Origin of the sequence: Pectobacterium nicotianae (genome assembly GCF_023272715.1) — a bacterium.
In the GTDB taxonomy this organism is placed as follows: Bacteria; Pseudomonadota; Gammaproteobacteria; order Enterobacterales; family Enterobacteriaceae; genus Pectobacterium; species Pectobacterium brasiliense.
The window spans coordinates 863,026-889,044 of the sequence record NZ_CP096821.1; the positions used below are offsets into that span (position 1 = coordinate 863,026).

General features: G+C 53.1%; 27 protein-coding genes. 15 read left to right on the forward strand and 12 right to left on the reverse strand.

Annotation, left to right across the window (positions count from 1 at the left end; genetic code table 11):
* Window positions 1-156: 156 nt before the first annotated feature.
* Window positions 157-1,728: a methyl-accepting chemotaxis protein gene (locus tag MYB54_RS03835; RefSeq protein ID WP_206555395.1), complete on the reverse strand. Its 1,572-nt coding sequence runs from the start codon at window positions 1,726-1,728 to the stop codon at window positions 157-159.
* 327 nt (window positions 1,729-2,055) lie between these two features.
* Between MYB54_RS03835 and nsrR the strand changes: the two genes are divergently transcribed.
* The 3 genes from nsrR (at window position 2,056) to rlmB (ending at window position 5,815) form a co-directional block, all read left to right on the forward strand.
* Window positions 2,056-2,481 carry a nitric oxide-sensing transcriptional repressor NsrR gene (nsrR, locus tag MYB54_RS03840; protein ID WP_010279087.1) on the forward strand — a complete coding sequence of 142 codons (426 nt, stop codon included), beginning with the start codon at window positions 2,056-2,058 and terminating at the stop codon, window positions 2,479-2,481.
* A gap of 41 nt (window positions 2,482-2,522) precedes the next feature.
* Window positions 2,523-4,979 carry a ribonuclease R gene (gene rnr, locus MYB54_RS03845; protein WP_205566676.1) on the forward strand — a complete coding sequence of 819 codons (2,457 nt, stop codon included), beginning with the start codon at window positions 2,523-2,525 and terminating at the stop codon, window positions 4,977-4,979.
* 104 nt (window positions 4,980-5,083) lie between these two features.
* The gene (gene rlmB / locus MYB54_RS03850; protein ID WP_010279080.1) at window positions 5,084-5,815 is read left to right on the forward strand and encodes a 23S rRNA (guanosine(2251)-2'-O)-methyltransferase RlmB; all 732 of its coding nucleotides are present in this window, start codon (window positions 5,084-5,086) and stop codon (window positions 5,813-5,815) included.
* Window positions 5,816-5,890: 75 nt separating this feature from the next.
* On the opposite strand, the gene MYB54_RS03855 is transcribed toward rlmB, so the two are convergent.
* Window positions 5,891-7,426, reverse strand: coding sequence for a methyl-accepting chemotaxis protein (locus tag MYB54_RS03855; RefSeq protein ID WP_248721530.1), 1,536 nt, complete (start codon window positions 7,424-7,426; stop codon window positions 5,891-5,893).
* A gap of 367 nt (window positions 7,427-7,793) precedes the next feature.
* Here MYB54_RS03855 and MYB54_RS03860 point away from each other — a divergent pair, with 367 nt between their 5' ends.
* Window positions 7,794-8,192 carry a DUF350 domain-containing protein gene (locus MYB54_RS03860; RefSeq protein WP_075278312.1) on the forward strand — a complete coding sequence of 133 codons (399 nt, stop codon included), beginning with the start codon at window positions 7,794-7,796 and terminating at the stop codon, window positions 8,190-8,192.
* Window positions 8,193-8,235: 43 nt separating this feature from the next.
* On the opposite strand, the gene bsmA is transcribed toward MYB54_RS03860, so the two are convergent.
* The 4 genes from bsmA to MYB54_RS03880 all read right to left on the reverse strand — a co-directional run bounded on the left by bsmA (window position 8,236) and on the right by MYB54_RS03880 (window position 12,594).
* Window positions 8,236-8,556: a biofilm peroxide resistance protein BsmA gene (gene bsmA / locus MYB54_RS03865; RefSeq protein ID WP_248721531.1), complete on the reverse strand. Its 321-nt coding sequence runs from the start codon at window positions 8,554-8,556 to the stop codon at window positions 8,236-8,238.
* 118 nt (window positions 8,557-8,674) lie between these two features.
* Window positions 8,675-9,298, reverse strand: coding sequence for a peptide chain release factor H (prfH, locus tag MYB54_RS03870; protein WP_039277931.1), 624 nt, complete (start codon window positions 9,296-9,298; stop codon window positions 8,675-8,677).
* Window positions 9,295-10,416, reverse strand: coding sequence for an RNA ligase RtcB family protein (locus MYB54_RS03875; protein WP_248721532.1), 1,122 nt, complete (start codon window positions 10,414-10,416; stop codon window positions 9,295-9,297). The genes prfH and MYB54_RS03875 overlap by 4 nt, the downstream gene beginning before the upstream one ends.
* A 237-nt stretch (window positions 10,417-10,653) precedes the next feature.
* Entirely contained in the window at window positions 10,654-12,594 is a 1,941-nt protein-coding gene (locus MYB54_RS03880) for a methyl-accepting chemotaxis protein (RefSeq protein WP_205605358.1), read from the reverse strand.
* Window positions 12,595-12,888: 294 nt separating this feature from the next.
* Between MYB54_RS03880 and yjfP the strand changes: the two genes are divergently transcribed.
* From yjfP to MYB54_RS03910, 6 genes are all read left to right on the forward strand, one after another.
* Entirely contained in the window at window positions 12,889-13,641 is a 753-nt protein-coding gene (yjfP, locus tag MYB54_RS03885; RefSeq protein WP_014916524.1) for an esterase, read from the forward strand.
* A gap of 181 nt (window positions 13,642-13,822) precedes the next feature.
* The gene (gene rpsF / locus MYB54_RS03890; protein WP_005974793.1) at window positions 13,823-14,215 is read left to right on the forward strand and encodes a 30S ribosomal protein S6; all 393 of its coding nucleotides are present in this window, start codon (window positions 13,823-13,825) and stop codon (window positions 14,213-14,215) included.
* A gap of 5 nt (window positions 14,216-14,220) precedes the next feature.
* Entirely contained in the window at window positions 14,221-14,541 is a 321-nt protein-coding gene (gene priB, locus MYB54_RS03895; RefSeq protein WP_015841576.1) for a primosomal replication protein N, read from the forward strand.
* Between the two features lie 4 nt (window positions 14,542-14,545).
* Window positions 14,546-14,773 (forward strand): 30S ribosomal protein S18, encoded by a 228-nt coding sequence (gene rpsR, locus MYB54_RS03900; protein ID WP_005974788.1) that lies wholly within the window; start codon window positions 14,546-14,548, stop codon window positions 14,771-14,773.
* A gap of 41 nt (window positions 14,774-14,814) precedes the next feature.
* Window positions 14,815-15,267 (forward strand): 50S ribosomal protein L9, encoded by a 453-nt coding sequence (gene rplI / locus MYB54_RS03905; RefSeq protein WP_010279043.1) that lies wholly within the window; start codon window positions 14,815-14,817, stop codon window positions 15,265-15,267.
* 129 nt (window positions 15,268-15,396) lie between these two features.
* Window positions 15,397-15,759: a DUF488 domain-containing protein gene (locus MYB54_RS03910; protein WP_014916523.1), complete on the forward strand. Its 363-nt coding sequence runs from the start codon at window positions 15,397-15,399 to the stop codon at window positions 15,757-15,759.
* On the opposite strand, the gene MYB54_RS03915 is transcribed toward MYB54_RS03910, so the two are convergent.
* Window positions 15,756-16,469, reverse strand: coding sequence for a LysM-like peptidoglycan-binding domain-containing protein (locus MYB54_RS03915; protein WP_014916522.1), 714 nt, complete (start codon window positions 16,467-16,469; stop codon window positions 15,756-15,758). The genes MYB54_RS03910 and MYB54_RS03915 overlap by 4 nt on opposite strands.
* A gap of 356 nt (window positions 16,470-16,825) precedes the next feature.
* Between MYB54_RS03915 and bamJ the strand changes: the two genes are divergently transcribed.
* Window positions 16,826-17,446, forward strand: a complete 621-nt coding sequence (bamJ, locus tag MYB54_RS03920; RefSeq protein ID WP_248721533.1) for a BamJ family beta-barrel-assembly machinery protein — start codon at window positions 16,826-16,828, stop codon at window positions 17,444-17,446.
* A 91-nt stretch (window positions 17,447-17,537) separates the two neighbouring features.
* On the opposite strand, the gene ytfE is transcribed toward bamJ, so the two are convergent.
* Both ytfE and ipdC read right to left on the reverse strand, forming a co-directional pair.
* Entirely contained in the window at window positions 17,538-18,203 is a 666-nt protein-coding gene (ytfE, locus tag MYB54_RS03925) for an iron-sulfur cluster repair protein YtfE (RefSeq protein WP_010279034.1), read from the reverse strand.
* Between the two features lie 102 nt (window positions 18,204-18,305).
* Window positions 18,306-19,973 carry an indolepyruvate decarboxylase gene (gene ipdC, locus MYB54_RS03930; protein ID WP_248721534.1) on the reverse strand — a complete coding sequence of 556 codons (1,668 nt, stop codon included), beginning with the start codon at window positions 19,971-19,973 and terminating at the stop codon, window positions 18,306-18,308.
* 299 nt (window positions 19,974-20,272) lie between these two features.
* On the opposite strand from ipdC, the gene MYB54_RS03935 reads away from it, so the two are divergent.
* Window positions 20,273-20,695, forward strand: coding sequence for a DUF2502 domain-containing protein (locus tag MYB54_RS03935; RefSeq protein WP_039509812.1), 423 nt, complete (start codon window positions 20,273-20,275; stop codon window positions 20,693-20,695).
* Between the two features lie 71 nt (window positions 20,696-20,766).
* On the opposite strand, the gene MYB54_RS03940 is transcribed toward MYB54_RS03935, so the two are convergent.
* Complete coding sequence (locus MYB54_RS03940; RefSeq protein WP_010279026.1) at window positions 20,767-21,321, reverse strand: flavodoxin family protein; 555 nt, start codon at window positions 21,319-21,321, stop codon at window positions 20,767-20,769.
* A 190-nt stretch (window positions 21,322-21,511) separates the two neighbouring features.
* Here MYB54_RS03940 and MYB54_RS03945 point away from each other — a divergent pair, with 190 nt between their 5' ends.
* On the forward strand, window positions 21,512-21,895 hold the full coding sequence (locus tag MYB54_RS03945; protein WP_248721535.1) for a winged helix-turn-helix transcriptional regulator: 384 nt from the start codon (window positions 21,512-21,514) through the stop codon (window positions 21,893-21,895).
* Between the two features lie 58 nt (window positions 21,896-21,953).
* Here the strand turns inward: MYB54_RS03945 and MYB54_RS03950 are convergent, their stop codons facing one another.
* Window positions 21,954-23,906, reverse strand: a complete 1,953-nt coding sequence (locus tag MYB54_RS03950) for a bifunctional 2',3'-cyclic-nucleotide 2'-phosphodiesterase/3'-nucleotidase (protein ID WP_205569156.1) — start codon at window positions 23,904-23,906, stop codon at window positions 21,954-21,956.
* A gap of 204 nt (window positions 23,907-24,110) precedes the next feature.
* Here MYB54_RS03950 and cysQ point away from each other — a divergent pair, with 204 nt between their 5' ends.
* The gene (gene cysQ / locus MYB54_RS03955; RefSeq protein WP_014916516.1) at window positions 24,111-24,851 is read left to right on the forward strand and encodes a 3'(2'),5'-bisphosphate nucleotidase CysQ; all 741 of its coding nucleotides are present in this window, start codon (window positions 24,111-24,113) and stop codon (window positions 24,849-24,851) included.
* Between the two features lie 19 nt (window positions 24,852-24,870).
* Here the strand turns inward: cysQ and MYB54_RS03960 are convergent, their stop codons facing one another.
* Window positions 24,871-25,440: a YtfJ family protein gene (locus MYB54_RS03960; RefSeq protein WP_014916515.1), complete on the reverse strand. Its 570-nt coding sequence runs from the start codon at window positions 25,438-25,440 to the stop codon at window positions 24,871-24,873.
* A 346-nt stretch (window positions 25,441-25,786) separates the two neighbouring features.
* Here MYB54_RS03960 and MYB54_RS03965 point away from each other — a divergent pair, with 346 nt between their 5' ends.
* Window positions 25,787-25,993, forward strand: coding sequence for a stringent response modulator YtfK (locus MYB54_RS03965; protein WP_005974755.1), 207 nt, complete (start codon window positions 25,787-25,789; stop codon window positions 25,991-25,993).
* The last annotated feature ends 26 nt before the right edge of the window (window positions 25,994-26,019 follow it).

A 26,019-nucleotide genomic window follows, 5' to 3' on the forward strand; every position in this document is an offset into this window, starting at 1 on the left:
TACCTATGAAATAGGTGTGTCGGGAGGGAAAAGGGTTCCTGCTTTTTCTCATTATTTGTTCAATTTTTTAGGGAATATGTGGAAGCGGGGGCTATCTGCGGGAGATACCTGTGGTCAGCGCTGGGCTGACCACAGGCGGTGCAATCTATCAGTAGATTAGGAAAGGCGAGGCTCTACCTGAAACAGTGCCATAGACCGCATGAGCTGTTGAGACTGCTGCTCCAGCGACTGTGTAGTCGCGGATGAGGCTTTGACGAGCTGCGCGTTGTGCTGAGCGACCTTATCGATCTGTGTGAAGGCGACGTTAACCTGCTCAATACCGCGATGCTGTTCTTGCGTGGCGGTGGAAATATCCCGCATCAGCTGTGTAATACGGATGATTTCGTCGGTCACTTCATCCATGGTTTCACCGGCTTTAGTGGCTAATTCAAGCCCTTCGGACACGCGCGTTTGGGAATCCAAAATCAATGCGCGGATCTCTTTCGCCGCCTGTGCGCTATGCTGCGCCAGATTACGCACTTCTCCGGCGACGACGGCAAAGCCTCTGCCTTGTTCGCCTGCGCGAGCGGACTCAACGGAGGCGTTCAGCGCCAGAATGTTGGTCTGGAATGCGATGCCGTCAATGACGCTGAGAATGTCATTGATTCGCTTGGCGCTGGTGGCGATCTCCTGCATTTTTTCAATGACGTAACAGACGGACTCGTTGCTGCGGCTGCTGGTGTTCGAGACATTATTGGCCAACTGATGCGCGAGTTCCGCGTGATCGGCATTGAGTTTCACCGTCGCGCTCAATTGCTCCATGCTCGCTGCCGTCTGTTCCAGTGCAGCAACAGATTCTTCGGTACGTTGAGAAAGCTGAGCGTTTTCTTCAAACAGTTCGCGGCTACCGAGATCGATTTGCGTGCTTGCGTCGCGTACCTGACTGACCGACTCCAGCAGCGCACCCTGCATGCGGCCGATAGCATCATTGAGTCGACCCAGTTCATTGTCTCCGCCTTGAATCAGGCGGCGGGTCAGGTTACCAGCGGCAACCTGCTCCAGTTGTTCAATGGCATAGTCCAGCGGTTTGAGCAGCATGTGCCGTAGCGCGACCCAGGCTAATGCCACCAGCGTGATAGACAGCAGGCAGGCGATGGCAATGAGCAACAGCATGATGCGCTCGTTGCTCTCGGACTGTGCCAGACCCTGTTCGGACAGCTGTTGGGCATACTGACGGAAATTCTGGATTGATAAATCAAAGGCTTCGCTCAGCGGGCCGAGCTGTTTTTCCAGAACTTCATAATATTCGTCGGTATACTGCTTTTGCAGTGCACTTAGCATCGGGGTCATGCCCTGCTGAAAATAGGCCTGATAGGTTTTCAATACGTCCTGCGCCAGCGCCCGCTGTTTGGGATCGGCATTGGCCGATTGGATCACGCGCTCAATGTCTTCCTGCGATTGGCGAAGATGCTTCTCTACGACCCCGGTTTCCTTGGCTCCGTCGTCCAGCAGACCGATTTCGATCTTCCTGACGGCGAGCGTTGCCGAGGCTCTCGCGCTGAGCGTCTGGTTGTAGCCGCTCATCAGGTTGCCCAGCTCAATGCCTTGAATCTGATTTTGTGCTGTCAGCGTTTCCCTGTCTTTCTTAATCGCGACAACGCCCATGCTGCTGACGATAAGCAGCAACAGGGTAGTGAGCAGCAATAACGTTAATAAGCCGGTACGAATAGAAATATTTTTCAACCCCATGGTGTCCTTTTCCTTACGCCGCCTTCGTGGGTGATAACCCAGTCATCATTGGATGTGGTGTGTGCAACAGAAGAGAATACGTTATCTGTGTTGCGGTGAGATAAAATTAAAAAGATATGGCAGGCGTAAAAAGGGGCGGGCAAGAAGGGCGCAACCGAGCGCTTCCCGCAACACAGGCTTCTCTCGCCACGGGTTTCTCTCAACGCAAAGGGTATAAATAATTAGCCGTAGCGTTTACGCCTGGTTTATTATCTGTTAATAGCGTTGGTTTTTCAGGGGCGTACTCAATACGCCAGTCAATGATACCCAGAGGTATCCGAGGTTTATGTGCAGTTAACAAGTTTTACGGATTATGGTTTGCGGGCGCTGATTTACATGGCATCGCTGCCGGGCGGGAAAATGACCAGCATTTCGGAAGTCACGGAAGTGTATGGCGTGTCCCGTAATCATATGGTCAAAATTATCAATCAACTTAGTCGTGCTGGGTTGGTGATGGCCGTGCGCGGCAAGAATGGCGGTATCCGTCTTGGGAAACCGGCAGAAACCATCCGAATTGGCGATGTCGTGCGCGAATTGGAGCCGCTCACGCTGGTTAACTGTAGCCATGAATTTTGCCACATTACGCCGGCCTGTCGCTTAAAGCAGGTTCTTCAACAAGCGGTACAAAATTTCCTGCATGAGCTGGATCAATACACGCTGGCTGATATGGTCAAAGAAAACCCGCCGCTTTATAAATTATTGTTGGTTGAATGAATTTTGTTCAGCCTCCTGCTGATGACAACGGAGGAACCGCAATGTCACAAGATCCATTCCTGGAACGAGAAGCAGAAAAATACGAATCCCCCATCCCCAGTCGTGAATATATTTTGGCGCATATCGCCAAGCGCGATACCCCGATTAGCCGGGAAGAATTAGCCACCGACCTGCAATTAACCGGAGAAGACGCTCTCGAAGCGCTGCGCCGTCGCCTGCGTGCGATGGAGCGTGATGGTCAGCTTATCTTTACCCGCCGTCAGTGCTATGCGTTGCCGGAAAAACTCGATCTGCTGCGTGGTACGGTTATTGGTCACCGCGATGGTTTCGGCTTCCTGCGCGTGGAAGGCCGCAAAGACGATCTTTATCTGTCGGCCGAAGAGATGAAACGGGCGATTCACGGCGATGTAGTACTGGCACAGCCGCTGGGCGCGGATCGTAAAGGACGTCGTGAAGGGCGCATTGTGCGCGTGCTGGAACCGCGTACCGGACAAATTGTTGGCCGCTATTTTGTCGATGCTGGTGTCGGGTTCGTCGTACCGGATGACAGCCGCCTGAGCTTCGATATTCTGATCCCGAAAGAAGAAATTAACGGCGCTCGTATGGGCTTCGTGGTAGTGGTTGAGCTGACGCAACGCGCCACGCGCCGCACGAAAGCGGTGGGTAAGATCGTCGAGATTCTCGGTGACAATATGGGCACCGGGCTGGCGGTGGATATCGCCCTGCGTACCCATGATATTCCGCACACCTGGCCGCCGAAAGTGGAAGAGCAGGTAAAAGATCTCTCCGAAGAGGTGCCGGAAGCCGCGAAAAAAGGCCGTGTGGACCTGCGTAAGCTGCCACTGGTGACGATTGATGGCGAAGATGCTCGCGATTTCGATGACGCAGTGCACTGTGAGCCGAAACGCGGCGGTGGCTGGCGCTTGTGGGTTGCGATTGCGGACGTGAGCTATTACGTTCGGCCGAATACGGCGCTCGACCATGAAGCGCGGGCGCGTGGCACCTCGGTGTACTTCCCGTCGCAGGTGGTGCCGATGCTGCCGGAAGTGCTGTCGAACGGACTCTGTTCGCTTAACCCGCAGGTCGATCGCCTGTGTATGGTCTGTGAAATGACCGTCTCGGCGCAGGGTAAGCTGTCGTCCTATAAGTTCTATGAAGCAGTGATGAGTTCACATGCGCGCCTGACCTACACCAAAGTGTGGAATATTCTGCAAGGCGACGCCGAACTGCGCGAGCACTACAAGCCGCTGGTGGGTGGGTTGGAAGAGTTACACCGCATGTACAAGGTGCTTGAACACGCGCGTGAAGTGCGTGGCGGCATCGCGTTTGAAACGGAAGAAGCGAAGTTCATTTTCAACGCTGAACGCCGTATCGATCGTGTGGAAGCGGTGGTGCGTAACGATGCGCACAAGCTGATCGAAGAATGCATGATTCTGGCGAATATCTCCGCCGCGAAATTTGTGGAGAAAAACGAAGAGCCTGCGCTGTTCCGCGTACACGACCAGCCGAGTGAAGACCATGTCTTAGCCCTGCGTAGCGTGTTGGGCGAACTGGGGCTGACGCTGAAAGGCGGAATGAAGCCACAGCCGAAAGATTACGCCGAATTGATGAATGAGTTGGCTGATCGTCCTGACCGGGAAATGCTGCAAACGATGCTGCTGCGTTCAATGAAGCAGGCGATTTATGATCCAGAGAACCGAGGCCACTTCGGTCTGGCATTAACGTCTTACGGCCATTTCACGTCACCGATTCGTCGTTATCCAGACCTGTCGCTGCACCGCGCCATTAAGTATCTGCTGAGCGATCGTCATGAGCGCTGGACGCCAACGGGCGGCTGGCATAGCGATATTAACGAGATGCTACAGCTTGGCATGCACTGCTCGATGACGGAGCGCCGTGCGGATGAAGCCACGCGTGACGTCGCGGACTGGCTGAAATGCGACTTTATGCAGGATCACGTGGGTGAGGTCTTTACGGGGATTATCTCCAGCGTGACCGGTTTTGGCTTCTTCGTGCGCCTGAAAGAGCTGTTTATCGATGGGTTGGTGCATGTTTCCACGCTGGATAATGACTACTACCGCTACGATAATATTGGCCAGCGACTGATCGGCGAATCGCGCGGGCAGGTTTATCGTCTGGGTGATGAAGTCGAAATTCGTGTTGAAGCCGTCCATATGGATGAGCGCAATATTGATTTCGCGTTGATTTCCAGCACGCGCAAGGTGCGTGGTGAAGGTAAAACTGCACGCGATCGTGTGAAGAAGCCGGAATCGCGTGAGGCTAAGCCAGCCCGACGTCGTCGCAGCGCCAGCAAAGCGCCGGCAAACTTTGAGCCGGATGCCGCATTCCGCAAAGAAGGCGAGAGCAACACGAAATCGGATAAGTCAAAAGCCAAGCCGAAAAAGAACCGCGATAAAGCGAAAAAGAACGCGGAAAAAACGCGTAAAATCGCCGCCGCGACCAAAGCGAAACGCGCGAAGAAAAAATCTGCTGAGTAAGGTTAGTGAGCCCGTGCTCTCCACTGAGAAGGGGAGCGCGCGGGGTAAACCTCTATCTCTACATTAACGGGCACCGCCTGTTATGGTTAATTTGAAGAGTATCAATGAGCGAAATTATTTACGGTATCCACGCGGTTAAGGCACTGCTTGAGCGCGATCCACAGCGTTTTCTGGAAGTTTTTGTTCTGAAAGGGCGCGACGATCGTCGCCTTCAGCCTGTGATTGCGGAGCTGGAAGCGCAGGGCATCGTCATTCAGGTGGCGAATCGTCAATGGCTGGATAAGCAGGCTGACGACGCGGTGCATCAGGGGATCGTAGCGAAAGTTAAAGAAGGGCGGAAATATCAGGAAAACGATCTGCCTGCGATGTTAGACAATCTGGAAACGCCTTTCCTGTTGATATTGGACGGCGTGACCGATCCACATAACCTGGGCGCTTGCCTGCGTAATGCGGATGGGGCTGGCGTGCATGCGGTGATTGTGCCACGCGATCGTTCCGCGCAGCTTAATGCGACGGTGAAGAAGGTGGCCTGTGGTGCGGCGGAAACCGTACCGGTTATCAGCGTGACCAATCTGGCCCGTACGATGCGCCTGTTGCAGGAGCGTAATATCTGGATCGTTGGCACAGCGGGTGAAGCGGATCATACGCTATACCAAAGCAAGCTGACCGGGCCGCTGGCGCTGGTCATGGGCGCGGAAGGGGAAGGTATGCGTCGTTTGACTCGTGAACACTGCGATGAATTGATCAGTATTCCGATGGCAGGTAGCGTGTCTTCACTGAATGTGTCGGTTGCCACGGGCGTGTGCCTGTTTGAAGCTGTGCGTCAGCGCGCGTAATCAGTGTCGCGAATGATAGTAAAGAGGTGCCCTGGGGCACCTCTTTTTCGTTGGGACTAGCGTTCTAAATAGTGCTTATACGGCAGGGCTCGCCAGCCTGCGAACGTCTTGTTGCGAAGGCTGTAAAAGCCGGAAGACGGAAACGGCATCAGAAAGTACGATCGCCTGTTGTTCCAGCGACTGGGCGGCAGAAGAGGATTGCTCTACCAGCACGGTGTTTTGCTGCGTGTTCTGATCCATTTCTATAATGGCCTGACCGACCTGAGAAATGCCGCGATGTTGCTCGTCCGACGCGGTAGTAATGTCTTTCATAATGGCGTGGACCTGCGTCACTGACTGGACAATCCCTTCCATCGTTTTCCCTGCGCCGTTAACGAGTGCCGCGCCGTTATTAATCTGCGAAACCGACTCACCAATGAGCGTATCGATCTCTTTAGCGGCCTGCGCGCTGCGCTGTGCCAGATTACGCACTTCGCTGGCGACAACGGCGAAACCACGCCCTTGTTCACCGGCCCGTGCCGCCTCTACCGCAGCATTAAGCGCCAGGATATTGGTTTGAAACGCGATGCTGTTGATCATTGAAGTAATTTCAGCAATGCGGTGGGAGCTTTGCGCGATATCGTGCATGGTGTTGACGGCTTTAGAAACCTGCTCTCCCCCTTGATTCGCGGTGTCAGAAGCATCCATAACCAGTCGGTTGGCCTGATGGGCGTTATCCGCATTCTGTTTCACCGTTGACGTCAGCTGTTCCATACTGGCAGCGGTTTCTTCCAGTGCAGCGGCCTGTTGCGTTGTGCGAGAAGAGAGATCGGTGTTACCGGCAGAAATTTCCCCAGCGGCATAGGAAATCTGGTTCGCGCTGAGGCGAATTTTATCAATCATGCTGTGCAGGTTGCTGTTCATCTGCCCCATGGCTGAAATCAACTGGCCTAATTCATCATGACGATCGTTGTGAAGTTGCATCGTGAGGTCGCCTTCCGCAATCGCGCGGGTGGCATGTAACGCCTGATGCAGCGGGCGTACGATCTGCCGCGAGATAACGATGGCCGTGGTCAGACCGAGTATGATGGCAATCAGCGTAATCACGCCCAGCTGTATGTCGCTGCTAATGACGTTACGGCCTGCGCGGCTTTCTTCCGTGAAGTAAAGTTTGTTGATGTTTTCCTGCAACCCGGCCATCTGCTCGTTCAATTCACTGAGCCGTTGTTGGCTGACATCCGGGCTCATCACCTGCTGGCGCTGTGAAATATAAGCGTTGAGTGACGCACTGATATCCTGAATGGCGCTTTTGTCTTCTGCTGGCCAATGGCCCGTGTCGATCGCTTTCAGCAGCGCGGACAGCTCTTCCTTAATGTTACCGATCGCACTGTCGTGCTGTTCCAGATACTGTGCTTTACGCTCCAGCGCATAACCAAAATTGCCTTCCCGCGCGACCACGGTCTTGTCATACATGGCGCCAAGGCGGCTGATGCGTTTTAACGATTGGTCGCTATTGTGTAATCCGTAAAAGCCGACCATAGAGAGGATGACCCCCATGATGAGCAATAAACCAAACCCTACCAATAACTTGCGCGTTACAGACAGGTTTTGAAATGACATCCAGCGCAGCATAAACCTCTTCCTTTCGTTCATTAATTATTTACCGTCATCGCAGGTCAATAACGGATTAGTTGTTGTTGTGTGTTTGCATATAAAGCAGGTGATGAGTGTGAAACAGGCACCTATCTGACTGATAAAAAATGCCTTATCTGTTATCGGCATTTCAGGCGCAATGCTTATCCGTTTTCTTAAAAAATGTGAGGAGACCGTGCGGGTATGAAGGCTGTGGGATAACGCGTTCCGCTGGGGGGCTTCTGCATTGTTTATCACGTAAAGTCATGTATAAACGCTTTGCTATGCAAGAATCATCTATATTCTTCATGCTTCCTGTTATTTATTGCTGATGCGCCAACGGGGCTCATTTAAAAGGAATATCGCTATGCCTATTGTTACGTCGCTACTCGCTTTCGCTTCCTATTTCTTTATCGGGTTTGCCATGGTGCTGGCCTTTCTGTTTATCTACACCCGCGTCACGCCGCATGATGAATGGGTGCTGATTAAAGAAAACAACGCTACGGCGGCTATTGGGTTTGGTGGGGCGTTAATTGGCTATGTGATCCCGCTTTCCAGTGCGGCGATTAATTCGGTGAGTCTGGTGGATTACATCACCTGGGGCGCAGTCGCGCTGGTGGTGCAATTGGTGATTTATTTCGCGGTGCGCCTGTATATGCCGCGCCTCAGCCAGCATATCCAGAATAATGATGTCGCCACCGGTGCCTTTCTCTGTGCCGCCTCGCTCAGCGGCGGGATTCTGAATGCGGCGTGTATGTCGTATTAATTTGCCGTTGCATGACAATACCGGGAATCCGCCCGGTATTTTTTTACAACCTGCCCATCCGATACAGCACGGCGCGCGCAAACCACATGCCGGGGAGCGTGGCAGCCTCGGATTTCATTACAATCACATAATAATGTGCACCAGAGGCATCGGCCTTTTGTTGAAGGGCGCGATCCACGTCATCTGCGTTTCCGCGCATGCTCACCGAAATCGTCCCCATTTTTTCCAGCGTGCTGGCTTGCGCGTAGCGAATTTCAAGCGCTTTCTCCGCAGGCGGCGGTGGCGCGACAGGCTTGCCTTGTATGATCTGGCAGCCGGACAGCATCAGTATTAGGGGTAAGAAAAGTATCCGCACGATGTTCATCGTTTCAGCCTGACAGGAGTAGATAGCGGAAGTGTAGCGCTATCGTCGGGCCGATGGCATTCTCTTTAGCAAGAGAAAACTAACTAGCGGGCATCGATTGCCCGCTAGTTAGCTGAGGTTAGCGCGAGGTGACCAGCGTAAAATCTTCGCCTTTGAAGACTTTTACCGGATTGCCGCGTTCTATCTGATGGTGGAACAGACGCCGCTGTGCCCGTAGTTCAGCATGCTGCTGCTGTTGTAACGCTTCCAGACGATAGGCGATGAGATAACAGGCCAGACGCTTGTTGGCGTGCTGGCTGCGTTCACTCTGTACCTTCACCGTGATACCGCTGGCGACATGGGTGGCGCGGACGGCAGACTCGGTTTTATTCACATGCTGCCCACCGGGACCAGAGGATTTGGTGGCTTCAAAGCGAATCTCGTTATCGGCAAACGCCTGTTCCTGATGAAAGCGGGCGACGCCGATAAACCAGTTTTTGCGTCCGCCACCCTTGCGCCAGGGGCTATTGCACGTCCACTGAAGTGTACCGCACCAGTTGGCAGCCAGCGGTTCCGCCTGTTCACCGTTTAACAGAACCAGTGCGGAACGTAGTGTGCCAGCGCGTTTCCCCGCTTCGGTTTCGATAATTTCACAGTCGACGCCTTGCTGCGCGGCATCTCGCGTCAGAGCCTGCAAAGCCTTTGCGGTTGCCAGCATGCATTCGTCTGGTCCCTGCGCAGCGGATAGTTGAAGCAATATCATTTATCCTCCCCACGCGTTTTGTAGGTGAGTACCGGTTTCAGGCGAGCAATCAGCATGATTAATCCCGCTTGCTGCATCGCACCGATCACGCTGTCTATCGGTTTGTAGGCTTCTGGTGCTTCCTGAAAAATCAGCTGCCTGTCCTGACAAATCACGCGGCTGCCGAAGCGGGTTCGCGCGAGTTGCTGGACGCTGTAACGTGAAGACAGCCGATCTTTACACTCTGCGCGCATCCACTTCCTGCCCGCGCCATGTGCCAGTGAATACAGGCTATCGGCGTGAGGAATGGGTTGCACGATGTAGCTGTAGTCGCCGCGCGAACCGGGAATGATGACCGGTCCACAGTCGGCGGGTGTCGCGCCTTTGCGGTGCAGCCAGCCGGAAATGCCCTCAATCGTTGCCGATGTCACCAGATTGTGGTTCACGTCCAGTGCGGCATCGCCTTCCGTATGCCAACGTTCCAGCATTCGCTGTGCGATCAGTCGCCGATTGTGGGTGGCAAACGTCAGCGCGAACTGGTGCTGTTCCAGATAGGCCTGCGCGGCAGGCGTATTGGCTTCAAGTCCCTGATGGCCGAACTCCCGCACGTGAGCTTCCAGTATGGTTTGCCCTAATCCGCGCGAGCCGCTGTGGACGAGCAACAGCAGCTGTTTAGGATCAATGTGCAAAGCGTGCAGTTCATCGGGTTGATAGATTTCATCAAGCTGCTGTAATTCCGCAAAATGATTACCGCCACCGATGGTGCCCAGCGAATAGCGAAAATCCGCCAGCGAAGGGGGAATCTCGATATCGTCTTCCAGTGGCCCATCGATATTACCAAGCCGTTTCTCCAGCTTATCCAGAGAGATTTTGTTGGCGTTCAGGCTCGTGCGCCATAGCGCCATGCCGCAGCCGATATCGTTTCCGACCAGCGCCGGATAGAAACGCTGTTGTGAAAAAAAGGCGGCGCCGATAGGGTAACCTCGGCCCGGATGCAAATCTGGCATGCCGGCCACGCGAACCATATCGGGAAGTTGTGATGTAATGTGAAGCTGTTGGATTGCTTTATCTTCAATCCAGGTATTTTCCGTCGCGATCACACTGACGCGCGCCGAAATAGAGCGAATAGCATTGCCCATAGATCATCCTGCTGATCAATTTAAAAATAGGGTAAGGCAGGCTACAGCTGGGGGGATAACGCAAAGCGGAAAAGAATGCGGAATTAGTCCCGAGATGTCCTGCAAAGAATCAGAGTTAGTGCTGTCATGATGTCGTCTCCTTTGTCAGTGTGGGGGATGGGTGAAAAAAACGTCGGCATAATACGCAAGCGGCGGCCATCGTGCAATACCTGTGACACGATGGCCGCTGTGTGAATGTTAAATACGGAAGACGCTGACCAGCTCGCTGAGGTGGTGGCCTTTCTGGCGCAGGCTCTGCGCGGTGTCTTCCGAATTGTTGACCAGAATGGCGTTTTCCTGTGTTGCCTGACCAATCTGCACAATCGCGATGTTCACCTGGCTGATACCGGCGGACTGCTCGCGTGAGGCGATATCGATATCGTTCACGATGGTGCTGACTTGCAAGATGCGGTTACGCAAGTCGTCCATTACCGCCTGCGTTTTTTCTGAGAAATGATAACCCGCTTCGATTTTCTCCAGTGATTCATCAATCAGGGTTTCGATCTCTTTCACCGCGGTGGAGCTGCGCTGTGCCAGCGCCCGCACTTCAGCAGCAACCACGGCGAAACCTCTGCCGTGCTCACCTGCACGAGCGGCTTCTACTGCGGCATTCAGTGCCAGAATATTGGTCTGGAAAGCGATAGATTCGATCACGGTCGTGATATCAGCAATCCGCTGCGATGAGTTCTTGATGTCGCTCATCGTAGAAACGGAGTCGGTGACAGTCTGGCTGCCGTTTCGTGCTGCTGCTGCGCTCTGCTCTGCCAAATCTTTGGCGGCGGAGACGTTATCGGCGTTCTGCTTCACGCTGGCGGAGAGTTGCTCCATGCTGGCCGACGTCTCTTCGACGCTACTGGCCTGACGGGCAATCTGCTCGCTGATGTTTTCGCTATCGGCGGCCAGCGCATCGGTGCTGGCACTGATTTCTTCGGACGAATTTCTCACCTGCGACACGATGGTCGTTAGCCCTTGTCCGATGCCGTTAATGGCATCGATTAGGCGGCCAACTTCGTCGCTACGGTTGCTGGAGAGCGTCGCGGTCAGGTTACCGGCAGAAAACTGTTCCGCCACTTTGACGATTTCAACCAGCGGCTGGCTCAGCCACTTACGTGTCAGCATGACAAAGAATGCGGCGAACAGCAGAACCAGAATAATGCCGCCGCCCAAAAACAAGTTACGGGTGTGATTAATTTCTGCCATCAGGCTTTCTTTGCTCACCGTGCCTGCAACAATCCAGTTCCACTGCGGAATACTGCGGTACACCATGATTCGAGTTTTCTCTTCGCCCGTCATCGTGTTGTTGTCGTATTCGATCGTACCATTACCGGTTGCCAGCACTTTCTCTAACGCACCTTCTGACCAGTCAGGACGTTGGTTGGCATTGCTTTGATGGTAAAGATAGTTGCCCGCATCCTTTCCTTTTTTCGTGCTAAGTACAAAGAAATGGCCAGTTTCACCCATTTTCTTGTTCAGGATAGTTTGCTGCATCTCGGTAAATTGCTTCGTGATGTCGACGCCGACGAACAGAATACCGATCACCTTGTTTTCACTATCACGTATCGGTTGATACTGGGTGATGTACTGTTTGCCGAACAGCGTAGCTAACCCACTGTAAGTGTCGCCTTTCATCACGGGCGCATAGGCCGGACTTTCACGATCGAGTTTGGTGCCCATCGCGCGCGATCCATCTTCTTTTTTCAGCGACGTGGTGACGCGCGTAAAATCCTCTCCATCGCGTACAAAAATCGTTGAAATCGCGTGAGTACGGCTCAGAAAGTCGTCTGGCACTTCGGTGTTGAGGTTCAATACCGTGTCGCCAGCCCTAAGCGTTGGGTGAGAGGTGTTGCCAAAAGGCGTGCGGTTAACGGTATCCAGTGAAAACCGCGTCGGCAGAAAGCTCGCCAGCAGCCGCGTATAGTTGCTAACCTCGGCTTGTAGGCTGGTATCGTACATGTTGATCATGTCGGTGACGCCATTCACCTGGCTCTGCATGTCGTTAAGGGTCAGGGTTTTGAGCTGATTACCTGCTGAACGGGTGAGGGATAGGGTGAATGCAATGAAAAGTATCGCCACGCTCAGTGAAGCGATGACTGATAGCTTGATACCCAGGCCCCAGTGTTTAAAAGAAAGTCCCAACATATGTGTGTCTCTTATAATAAAAAAGGTTATTTTTTAGTCTTGCTTCACATGCGTTAACGGCAGTAAGTGAAAAAAAATTAATCACGGAGTGTAAACATTCATTTCAGTTATTGATCTGGATCAATGTGATTTTTTTATTTACATAAATACGTCGATTAAACCAGCACGGAATCAGTGACGACACGGAGATAAGAAAATGGCTGTGAGTGGGTTATCGTAGAAGGTCATCCTCTTTCTGCTAAATACGATTTCGCTACATAAAAATAGGCTGACAGAACAGAAAACGAGGGAAATATGGTCGAAATGTCACTGGATAAACTCGGTAGCGGTATTGAAACGATTCACGCGGCCCCAGCGGGAAGGAGAGAGCAGCCCCTTCCGACGATTTTTTTCTTTCATGGTTACACTTCATCAAAAGAGGTGTACTCGTATTTTGGCTATGCGTTGGCTCAGGCTGGATTTCGGGTGATTTTGGCCGATGCGGCCATGCACGGTGCGCGCTATGACGGGAATGACGCACGGCGGTTGCGCCACTTCTGGGATATTCTGCAATCGAATATTGAAGAACTCCCCGGCTATGTAGCGGAATATCGGCAGCGTGGCCTGATTGATGGTGAGCGGATTGGCGTTTGCGGTGCGTCGCTCGGTGGAATGAGTGCGCTTGGTTGTATGGCGCGTTATCCCTGGATTAGCGCGGTGGCGGCGTTTATGGGATCGGGCTATTTCTCTACGCTATCGTCCGCGCTGTTTCCTCCGGTTCCGGCCGATAGTGAGGAAAATCAAGCGGTGTTGCAGACGTTAGCGAGCAAACTGGCCGATTATGATGTCACTACGCGTCTGGACGCGCTGTCCGATCGACCGCTGCTGGTGTGGCACGGTGAAGCGGATGATGTCGTGCCGGCGGCAGAAAGCGCTCGTCTCTATCAGGCATTACAGGCGCGCGATAAGCTTGCTAATCTGACGTATTTGACCGAGCCGGGCGTGGGGCATCGCATTACGCCAACGGCGCTGCAAGCGGGGGCTGATTTCTTCCAGCGGACGCTGTAATCCCGTCCCGAACGCTTAAATATCGCCACGTAGAAAACTCCCGTGTTTCTTCCTTGTGTTCTTTAATGTCGGGCACTATACTTACGCGTCATTTTTTCAGCCGCACACATACACGTTCCTTGCCTCCACGGGCCGCGGTTGACCCAGACAGGAGGCTGAATAATCCGTAAGGAGCAATTCGATGCGTCATTACGAAATCGTATTTATGGTTCATCCTGACCAGAGCGAACAGGTTCCGGGCATGATCGAGCGCTACACTGCTACCATTACTGGTGCGCAGGGCACGATCCACCGTCTGGAAGACTGGGGCCGCCGTCAGCTGGCTTACCCGATCAACAAACTGCACAAAGCTCACTACGTTCTGCTGAACGTTGAAGCGCCGCAGGAAGCGATCGATGAGCTGGAAACAAACTTCCGCTTTAACGATGCCGTTATCCGCAGCATGGTTATGCGCGTTAAGCACGCGGTAACTGAAGCATCTCCAATGGTGAAAGCGAAAGACGAACGCCGTGAGCGTCGTGAAGATTTCGCTGAAGCTGGCGATGATGTGGATGCAGGGGATTCTGAAGAGTAATTGTTGTGGTGACGGTGAATCGTCTGGTGTTGTCCGGCACAGTGTGCAAGACGCCCATTCGTAAAGTCAGCCCGTCAGGCATTCCTCACTGTCAGTTTGTGCTTGAGCACCGCTCGACACAGGAGGAGGCCGGATTGAGTCGGCAAGCATGGTGTCGTATGCCCGTGATTGTCAGCGGACTCTCGTCACAAGCAGTTACCCACAGTATAACGGTCGGCACGCAACTTACCGTGCACGGGTTCATTAGCTGCCATCAAGGGCGCAATGGTCTGAGCAAGATAGTGTTACATGCCGAGCAGATTGAATTGATAGATTCTGGAGACTAGCCACATGGCACGTTATTTCCGTCGTCGCAAATTCTGCCGTTTCACCGCGGAAGGCGTTGTAGAGATTGATTACAAAGATATCGCTACGCTGAAAAACTATATCACTGAAAGCGGCAAGATTGTTCCGAGCCGTATCACCGGTACTCGTGCAAAATACCAGCGTCAGCTGGCCCGCGCTATCAAGCGTGCGCGTTACTTGTCTTTGTTGCCGTACACTGACCGTCATCAGTAATCGGCCACTGTCCATTAACGAGACTTTGAGAGGATAAAGTAATGCAAGTTATTCTGCTTGATAAAGTAGCAAACCTGGGCAGCCTGGGTGATCAGGTAAACGTTAAAGCGGGCTACGCTCGTAACTTCCTGGTTCCACAGGGCAAAGCTGTCCCGGCAACCAAGAAAAACGTTGAGTTCTTCGAAGCACGCCGTGCTGAACTGGAAGCCAAACTGGCTGACGTTCTGGCAGCTGCTGAAGCTCGCGCTGCTAAGATCAAAGAACTGGGTAGCGTTACCATCGCGTCTAAAGCAGGCGACGAAGGTAAACTGTTCGGTTCCATCGGTACTCGCGATATCGCTGATGCGGTAACGGCTGCCGGTGTTGACATTGCTAAGAGCGAAGTTCGCCTGCCGAACGGCGTTCTGCGTACTCTGGGTGAGCACGAAGTGAGCTTCCAGGTACACAGCGATGTCTTTGCTGAACTGAATGTTGTTGTTGTTGCTGAAGCGTAATTCACGTTTATCGTTGAATTAACACTTTAGTTAACATGTGAAACGCTGGCCTTGTGCCAGCGTTTTGCATTTTAGGGATCGGGAAATGACCTATCATTACCTATACCTAAAAAGCAGGCCGGAGGCTGCATGTCTGACTTGATTCATCTCACCCGTGTTTATGACGCACACGCCCCTTTCTCCCCCCACACTTTTCTGATTGACCGCCTGTGGCCGCGTGGCATCAGCAAAGTGCGTCTGGAGGGGGTTGAGTGGTTTAAAGATATCGCGCCGAGCAGCGAGTTGCGCAAATGGTTTCACGCCGAACCTGAACGCTGGGCGGAATTTGTGGATTATTATCGTAATGAGTTAGCGCATGGCTCGGCGTGCGGCAGGCTGTTGGCGTTACTTGAAGAGAAGCAGGCAATCACGCTGCTTTATGGCAGCAAAGACGCGCAGCACAACCATGCTATCGTTCTGCGCGATTTTCTATTGGAACGGTTGGTTCGCTAGCGAGTGCGAGTAAAGGCACCGTCCGCACCGCGGGTGAACCGAATCGTCTGGTTCGCCGTGGTTTCGATCTCCAGTTCGGCGACCATACCTTGTGCATTCAGCTGTAATTTGACTGCCTGACCTGCCCGTAAATTGCTGAGCGGTTTATCCCGGCCTTCCACCTGAGCCATCGCGAACACATCGCTGACGGGCAGATTGTTATCCCGAAAGAGCTGGGCCAGCGTTTGCCCCGAGGCGATCTCATACTGTCGCCACGGTGCTGATGACTGCGTCGGAGGCTCGGTAGCCGCAGGCTGCTGCTGGGGTATGGAAGGCTGGTTTTCAATAATCACGGCCTGCATCGCCGCCTGATTGTCTGCCTGCGTAAGAGGTACGGGCGTGGTACGGGCTGGCTGCGGATGTTGTGCGCTGTAAGGCCAGAGCAGCACGACGAGCAGCAGTGCGATAGCGATTAAAATCCCGCGGCGATGGAAGAACGGCAACGGTTCCATCCAGTGATAACCGTCGGGCAGATGCCAGACTTTCTGTAGCATGACACCAAGACGTTCGCGCAGGGAAGGAGAGGGCAGTTGTTCCTGCTCTTCGCGTTCCCCGTCGTTTTCTACGGCTACAGCATGTGAGGGCTGCCGCTGGATGATTCGCTGGCAGAAGCGTACTAGCGTTTGATAATCCCAGGTGGTTTTCCGCTTCCTGGGCGCAATTCTGCCCATGGTGACCTCTCTTACTACAGTTCAGTATAAAAACAATCAGTATAAAAATGATGTCACTAACAACGCTATGCCAGTCACTAAGCTATACCAGTAGCCATGCGGCGTCGGCATAAAAACAGTATCAGGATAATAACGCAATCCAGTATACCGATAATCCGCATGGGCTGACCAGTTAACGCGTTGATGATTAAGGCAACCCGTGCGATAGCAACATCAGAACTACCAGTATAGGCCAGCTTCCCGGAATGGCTTGGCTGGTGTGCGGTTAACGTGATTACCTGCACACAGGATTTTACCCCAATCCCCGTCGCTGTTATGCTGCGCTTTCAGTTTTTTACAGATTAAAAGGAACATCCATGACAACTCCTTCTTTTGATAGCGTCGAAGCGCAGGCAAGTTACGGCATCGGCTTACAGGTTGGTCAACAGTTACAGGAATCAGGTCTTGAAGGCCTGATCCCAGAAGCTCTGCTTGCTGGTTTACGTGACGCGCTGGAAGGTAATGCGCCTGCGGTGCCTGTGGATGTGGTTCATCGTGCGCTGCGTGAAATTCACGAGCGTGCTGATGCGGTACGTCGCGAGCGCCAACAGGTGCTGGCGGTAGAAGGTCAGCAGTTCCTGGCCGAAAACGCGCAGAAAGAAGGCGTGAACAGCACGGAATCGGGTCTGCAATTCCGCGTGTTGACGCAGGGTGAAGGTTCGATCCCAGCTCGTCAGGATCGCGTACGTGTGCATTACACCGGTCGTCTGATTGACGGTAGCGTGTTCGACAGCTCCGTCCAGCGTGGTCAACCTGCTGAATTCCCAGTAAGCGGCGTGATTCCAGGCTGGATTGAAGCGCTGACGCTGATGCCAGTTGGTTCCAAGTGGGAACTCTATATTCCGCACAATTTGGCGTATGGCGAACGTGGCGCGGGTGCTTCCATTCCGCCGTTCAGCGCGCTGATTTTTGAAGTGGAACTGCTGGAAATTCTGTAATCTCCAGACAAAAGAAAGGCGCTCATTGAGCGCCTTTTTGTTTCTACTTAATTGTTTTTAATTACTTTGTTTTTTATTAAAACGACATTACTTACTCACCGCGCAGCGCGCGTGGGAACAGCAAATTGTTTTCCAGATGGATGTGTTCCATCAGGTCGGTAATGAACTCGTTGATACCGGAGTACAGCGCACGCCAGGTATTGCAGGCACCTTCCGGCGGCACAACGCCGTTGGTCAGCTCTTTGACTACTTCCACATCACGCCCAGCGTCATCGTGCTCATGCTCCATCACTGAAATCGGAGCGGCAGCATTCGCGCCCATTCCCTGACTGATCATCGGGAAGAGGATGCGCTCTTCTTTCATCATATGCTGAGACAGCTCGTTATAGATGGCGGTCAGCTGGTTTGCGAGGCCGTGCGGGCAGTCGGCTTTATCGTGATGCACGCGCTCGACTTTTTCTGCCATCAGAATCAGCTCTGGCAGCTGTTCGCGGTGGCGATCGTGAAAGCGAGGGATGATGTACGCGATAATGTCGGCCAGCGGTGCTTCACGCCAGTCGCGCGCATCAGAAGGCTGCGCGGCCAGTTTTTCTAGCTGTGCTTCCAGCTCGTCGATATTGAGATCTTTTTTGCCCGCCGCGCGGCTGAGCGTTTGCTTTCCGCCGCAGCAGAAGTCCAGATTAAGTTCACGAAAGAGTTTGGTTGCGCGCGGAATAGCGATAGCCAACTCACCCAGGGATTGATCGCGGTATGCCATGATGATGCCTCTCAACGAATGCAGTTTATAAATTGCATTTTAAATACATCTTTAATCGTTGAATATACCGCTTACGAGGTAGGCGGTAAAAAGTATGCCGTTCTACTGTACGGTATTGCGGGTCTCAAGCGACTGCGTGATGGTGTGTAAGAGCGCGGGAATATCCATTCTCGGCAATACCACCTCAATGAGCGAGAAGCGAGACGCGGCGTTCACCTGCTCAAGCACCTGCGCGAGGGCAACGGGTGAACACACCTGTTTGCAGAGTATCTCGTTTTCATCCGCGCCCAGCGCGGCGGGAAGCTGCGTCCAGTTCCAGGCCGCGATATCGTTGTAGCGCTGTTCTGGGCCGTGGATGGCGCGTTCGACCGTATAGCCTTCGTTATTCAGTACCACAATGACCATGTTCAAACGATCCCGAATGATAGAGCCAAGCTCCTGTACGGTGAGCTGCAGCGATCCGTCGCCGATCAACAGCACCACGCGCCGTTCCGGCTCAGCTATTTGTGCGCCGAATGCGGCTGGCAAAGAATAGCCTATCGATCCCCACAGCGGCTGGACGATGAAGTGGCAGTGGCTCGGTAACCGAAGCGCCGCGGCGCCAAAGCAGGAGGTGCCCTGGTCGGTCACGAGAATATCGCCGGAACGGAGGAAACGCTGCATCTGTTGCCACAACTCCCGCTGATTGAGCGTGTCTGTGTGCTCTGATGGTGGTAAGGACGGCGGCGTAATGGTGCGGTGATCCCAACGGGACGCAAGCGTCGCAGTGATTTTTTCCAGCGCGGTGATAGCATCTGACATTGGAATAGCGGGGAAAACCTGACTGCCGACACGCGCCAGCGTGGGCTGGATATCGATGTTTTTTTCGCTGGGAATCTGGTGGCTGAAGCCAGTGGTAATCGTATCGGTGTAGCGTACGCCAATGCTGATGATGACATCCGCGTCTTCGATGTGTGCCCGGATCGCTTCGTGACTGCCGCCACCCGCGTAGGTGCCGGTAAAGCTGCGATGCTGTTCGTTTAGCGTGCCTTTCCCCATCAGTAAGGTGGCGTGGGGGAGCGGCGTTTTATCGAGCCAGCGTTGGATTTGCTCTGCAACGCCAACGCGCTGAGCCAGAAAATCTGCCAATAATGAGACCGATTTTGCCTCACTCAGCATCGCTGTGGCGGCGCTAACAAAGGCTTGCAGTGACTCATCAGAGCGTAATGGTTCAGGGATAACGAGCGAATACGGTCGTGTTCCAGCCGGTGCCGCAGCCACGTCCAAGGGCAGAAACAGATATACCGGCTTGTGCTGAGCAAGCGCTTCTCCAATGACCCTGTCGATCTCTGTGGTGGCGTTCTCGACGGTGAGGCTGGCTTGGGCAACGGTGACTTCTGCCGCCATGCGGGAAAAGTGGCTAAAGTCGCCGTCGCCTAATGTGTGATGGAGTAATTCACCGTTGTGTTGTGACGCGAGACTGGGCGCAGCGGCAATGTGAATGACGGGCAGGCATTCTGCGTAGCTGCCTGCGATACCGTTAATCGCACTGAGCTCGCCGACACCGAACGTGGTGAGTAGGGCCGCCGCCGGACGGCATCGCGCGTAGCCATCGGCGGCGTAAGCGGCGTTTAACTCGTTCGCGCAGCCCACCCAGGCGATCTCCGGATGCCTGATGACATGATCGAGGAAATGCAGGTTGTAATCGCCCGGCACCCCGAAGAGATGCTGAATACCAATCTGTGTCAGACGATCCAGTAAATAATCTCCCACCGTATAGTTTTCGCTCATCGCTGCTTCCTCTATGAATGATGGATATTCTTAAAGTAAGTATTGGCGCTAAGGTGAATATTTCTAATATTTATTCCCTATGGTTAATCTTTAAGTCTGCATTTATTGGTGCTTGAGTGGATTTTTAGTATTAAATTTATTAATGAATTAATAGCGTGCTGATGAATAGCGTGCATAGGCATTAGCGAAACGTTAAGAACGGTAAAATTAGGAAAATAAGTATTTATCTGATAGTGGCGTAGGGGAATTCCCCGTATATCTCTGTCAGGCCGCAGTCGCGGTGAGCAAGGAGTTACCCTATGTTTAAGCCACTCGTCATCAGTGCCCTGTTTGTAGGAATGTTTGCGGTCATGCCAACGCCAGAGGCTAAGGGTGCCAGCATCGATCTGATGCCCGGCGTCACGTTGAATATCGGTGAGCGTGACAGACGAGGTAATTACTGGGATGGCTATGACTGGCGCAGCGAGCGCTGGTGGCAGGAGCACCGGGGTTACCACCGTGGTGAACGTAATCAGCACGGTTACTATTGGGATGGTTGGCGCTGGCGCGATGCCCGCTGGTGGCGTGAGAGTCAGCGTGACAGGCGCGATTATGATAAGCGCCGCTTTGATCCCCCTCGCTACGTTGACGATCGCGGGCCGCGTCGCGGTGATTGGGACAGACGCGGGCATGAACGGGGGAATGGGTACTATCGCAATGGGCGGGGATCGTTTCGCGACTAGCGGATAAAAAAAGCGCCGCGAAAGGGCGGCGCTTATGCATTGGATAATGGTACGTAGAGTGTGTTGCTAAACTAGTTAGCCAGTTTTGCGGCGATGTCAGCAATGCGCTGGCCGTACAGCTTACCGGTCGCCAGATCGCCCGCGACCACTTCATCTACGCTGGCGTCAGACGGCGTCTGTGCCAGCAGACCGACAGAACCACCGAGGTTATTCAAATCATCGCGTTTTGCCGCTTTGGCATTGGAAGGCAGTTGATTCAGGCTGACCCAAATTCCGCCGTGCTGTGAAGCCAGCGTTTGCAGATAAATCAGCGTGACCTGCTTGTCACCGTTCAGGCTGGCGCTGTTAGTAAAGCCGCCAAACACTTTGTTGCTCCAGCTGCGGGAGAACCAGGCTTTAGAGCTGGCATCTGCGAATTTCTTGAACTGCCAGGTTGGGCCACCCATGTAGGTCGGTGTACCGAAAATAATGGCGTCAGCAGCGGCGAGTTGCTCCCACTCGGCATCGCTGATATTTCCTTCCGCATCGATGGCAATCAGCTCGGCGTTAGCGCCTTCGGCTACGGCAGTAGCCAAACGCTGGGTGTGGCCGTAGCCTGAATGATAAATAACGACTGCTTTTGACATAACCTATCCTCATTTCTCTGTGTTTATCAACGATACGCCGTGGCCTTGTCATGTAGCCTGCGAGTGATACGTGCTTTCTAATGGATACTAACTTTATAATGTGAGGACTATATCGGAGCCTCGTGGTTCTGTTAAGACAGCACTTTTAAGTGAGTTGGTATCTTCAAGGTAACCAGATGGAAACGCGATAATGAGCAAACGCTATGATGTTTATGCGCAAAACTGCCCGACCCGCATGATTTTGGATCGCGTGGGGGATAAGTGGACGTTGCTGATTCTGAATATTCTGGTTGAACGACCGATGCGCTTTAATCAGTTAAAACGCGATGTGGAAGGGATTTCACAAAAGGTCCTGTCGCAAACGCTGAAGAATCTGGTACGTGACGGCTTTGTCGAACGAACGGTTTTCCCAACCATTCCGGTGACAGTGGAATACGCCTCAACCGTAATGGGAAAAACGCTGGCTAAGCCGATTGCCGAGCTTACCTATTGGGCGGAGCAGAATATGGATAACGTGCTGTTATCCCAAAAGAAGTTTGATGCGTCAGCAAATAACTCGGTTGAGCCGCTGTAAAACTTCCGTTCAGGCTCCCACCGAAGCAGGAGCCTGTGGATGACATCGCTGTCAGTCTTTATTTAGCGTGTTGCAGGTCAAGGCGATAAACCGCAAAGCCCGTTTCATCATTGCCGACGGACGTCATCGGGTACTGGGCTTTCTCTTTGATAAACGCCGTGGCTTTTTCAGACGGTGATGTCTCAAAACGGATATCCAGCGGCGTGTCGCTGACGATAGGTGCCAGACGCCAGTTGTTATCCGCCTGTGGCTTCACTTCTCCCGATTTTTGCGTTTCCGCGCTGATGTAGGCCGCCAGAACGGAGCGGTTTTCATCCGGCGAGGCGAAGGCCACATACTTCTCACCCGTACCGGCAAATTTCTCACCGTAGGCGCGATAGTTATTGGTGGCGATCAGGAAGGTCGCTTTGGGATCGATCGGTTTGCCGTTAAACGTCAGCCCTTTGATACGGTGCGATTTATCGTTAATTAACGCGCACTCGCTGTCATAGCGGGCAGGCTGTGTCACATCAATCTGATAATTGACGCCATCGATCACGTCGAAGTTATAGGTGCGGAAGCCGTCCCAGTTGAGCAGAGATTGCGGTTCACGCTTGCTTGGATCGATTTGTTTGAACTGACCCGCAGAGCATTCCAGCCACTCCTGTACCTGCTGCCCGTTAACTTTCACCACCACCAGCGTATTCGGGTAGAGATACAGATCGGCAGCGTTACGGAAGGTGAGCTGGCCTTTTTCCACTTCGACATAGCTGGCAGGATCGTTTTTACGTCCACCGGCTTTAAACGGTGCAGCGGCTGAAAGTACCGGCAGATCGGCCAGATCGGGATCGCCCTGAATAAAGTGTTCCACATAGGCGCGCTGAGCATTGTTGACGATCTGCACCGTAGGATCGTCCTGAATCAGCGACAGGTAGCTGTACATGTTGTCTGCGGATTTACCAATCGGCTTGCTGACAAATTCGCGCGTATTCTGGTGCGCATCAGACAGCACTTTCACCAGCTTGTCGTCTTCCGCCGCCAGTGATTTCTTCTGCGCTTTGTCATAGATCGGTCTGGCTTCCGCTTTCGCCTGTTCTACCTTCCATGTGCCGCTGTCGTTATTCAGCGTGAAATCGACGACGCCGAGGTGGTCACCCCATTGCCCCGGCATCACCGCAGGCACGCCGTTGAGCGTGCCCTGTTTGATGTCAGCGCCCTTGATGTTTGCAAAGTCATTGCTGGGGAAAACCGCGTGAGCATGGCCGAACATGATCGCGTCGATCCCGGGAATTTGGCTGAGGTAGTAAACAGAGTTTTCCGCCATCGCTTTATACGGCTCGGCAGAAAGGCCGGAATGAGGGATAACGATCACCAGATCGGCCCCTTGCTTACGCATTTCTGGTACCCACTTTTTGGCACTCTCCGTGATGTCTTCTACGGTGACTTTTCCCGTCAGATTGGCTTTATCCCACACCATGACCTGCGGCGGGACGAAGCCAATATAGCCGATGCGCAGGGTATGCTGTTTGCCGTCGCGATCCGTAACCGATTTGTTTTCAATGTGGTAAGGCGTAAATAGCGGTTTGCCCGTTTTGGCATCTAGCACGTTGGCGTTCACATAAGGGAATTTCGCGCCGGACAGCGCCTTGTGCAGATAGTCCAGGCCATAGTTGAATTCGTGGTTACCGATGTTGCCGACGGAATAGTCCAGCGTGTTCATCGCCTGATAAACCGGGTGCACGTCACCCGCTTTCAGTCCTTTCGCGGCCATGTAATCGCCTAGCGGGCTGCCCTGGATCAAATCGCCGTTGTCCACCAGCACGCTGTTGGTGGCCTGTTCGCGCGCGGCGTGAATCAGGCTGGCGGTACGCACCAGACCAAATTTATCGGTTGGCGTATCCTTGTAGTAATCGAAGTCCATCATATTGCTGTGCAGATCGGTGGTTTCCAATACCCGTAGATCAACAGTAGCGGCATGAACGGTCGTGGCGACCAGCGTAGCAAGCAGGCTGAGTGCCAGTGAATGCTTCATTGCGTAACTCCTTGTGAGGTAATTGTCGACGCGTGAGGCGATCGGGGGTGTCTTTCATATCATGATGAAGTTAAAGTGATTATCGTCTCTAAATGCTGAGGATGACATCAATAATGGCAATAATCGTAGATTGCCTCACAGATGTATAATGAATGACAGAGATGAAGTCTGCGTTACGTGTAACCGATAACGACGAGGTCGATCATGTTAGAAACTGTTTGCCAACTGGCTCGCGATGCTGGTGCTGCGATTATGCAGGTTTACGAAGGGCAACATCCTGTCGATGTTGCGCACAAGAAAGATGACTCACCGGTGACGGCTGCCGACCTTGCGGCGCATCGTGTTATTAAGGACGGGCTGGCTGCGGCGTATCCTGACATTCCTTTGCTGTCAGAGGAAGATCCGCCGGAGTGGGAAATCCGTCGGCACTGGCAGCGCTATTGGCTGGTCGATCCGCTGGACGGCACCAAAGAGTTCCTTAGCCGCAATGGCGAGTTTACGGTGAATATTGCGCTGATCGAGAACGGTCAGGCCGTGCTGGGCGTGGTGTATGTGCCGGTCACGGGTGTAATGTATTCTGCGGCGGACGGCAAAGCCTGGAAAGAAGAGAACGGCCAGCGTCGGCAAATTACGGTGAAGCAGGCGCATCCGCCGCTGGTGGTGGTTAGCCGTTCTCATGCCGATAGTGAACTGAAAGATTATCTTAGCCAACTGGGTGAGCACCAGACGGTGGCGATTGGGTCATCGCTAAAATTTTGTCTGGTGGCGGAAGGCGAAGCGCAGCTTTACCCACGCTTCGGGCCGACCAACATTTGGGATACGGCGGCGGGTCATGCGGTGGCGGTGGCTGCCGGGGCGCAGATTCACGATTGGCAAGGGCGCCCGCTGTCCTACACGCCGCGTGAATCCTTCCTCAACCCCGGTTTTCGCGTCTCTTTATTTTAATCAGCTAGAGTCGGGTTCGTTATTTCTCTTCCAGTAACTGGCGCAGCAGGGACATCACCTGCTGCACTTCTTGTCCGCTCAATGCGCCATCCTTCACGAAACGAATTTTCCCCTGTTTATCCAACACCGCGATAGCTGAGCTTTGTGGTTGTAGCTGCCAGGCCTTCCGCACGTTGCCGTTACTGTCGACAATGAATTGCGACCACGGGAAGGCTTTCTTGTTGTCCTCAAGGCTACTGCGCACAAACATGCTGGTGCCGATGATGGCATCGTCGGTATTCACGATTGTCGTCGTTTGGTAATAATCATGCGGTAGGTTAGCGGCCTTCAGTGCGGAGATGAGCGGATCGTTCATCTCTTTGGCTGAGGTACGGCCAGCGATATGTTGTATCACCCGTACTTTTCCGGGCAATTGCGCACTGTTCCAGTTTTTATAACTAAACTGATTATTAAGGTACTGAAGTTCTCCTCTGTCTGCGACGCCGACGGGGGGAACCAATTGGTTGAGTACCAGCGTATGGGCTAAGGCTGGGAGCCCCAGCAGAGGCGTGATAGAGAGCGCGAGGAGCAGGTGGCGTATTTTTATCATGGTATGTCCTTCAGTGTGGGGCCCGATGCGATGGCAATGAGGGAAAATATCGGGCTATGGAATAAGCGTAGATTCAGGAAACTGGTCTGTCCTGCTCCGCGATAAAACGGTTTGTGCCCGAGTGCACAAAACCCTTATTTTTGAAGGTTTATACTGATGACTAGGGGTTTCCTTAAACACTACTCTGTAAAAATCTGTAAAAGCAGTTAAGAATACTGAATAGTGGGGAACTAAATGCCGTTTTACAGCACTAATTAGCAGTATCCGTTATCTCATTAGCGCTCCAGAACCTCAGCCATGTTGGCGAAAGGGAGAGCGTAAAAAAATAAAACGGGAGAGTAAAACGATGAGGATCTTCGAACGTTACAATCCTTTGAAAGTCGCCAAGTATGTGAAAACCCTGTTTCGTGGGCGGCTGTACATAAAAGGGGTTGGTGCTTTTGAGTTCGACTACGGCAAAATTCTACTGCCAAAGAAACAGGATAAGCAGCATCTTCTGGTGATGTCCGAAGTGAATCGCCAGGTCATCCGGCTTCAGGCCGAGATGGGATAAGTGATAAAGAAACGGCCCGTAGCGGG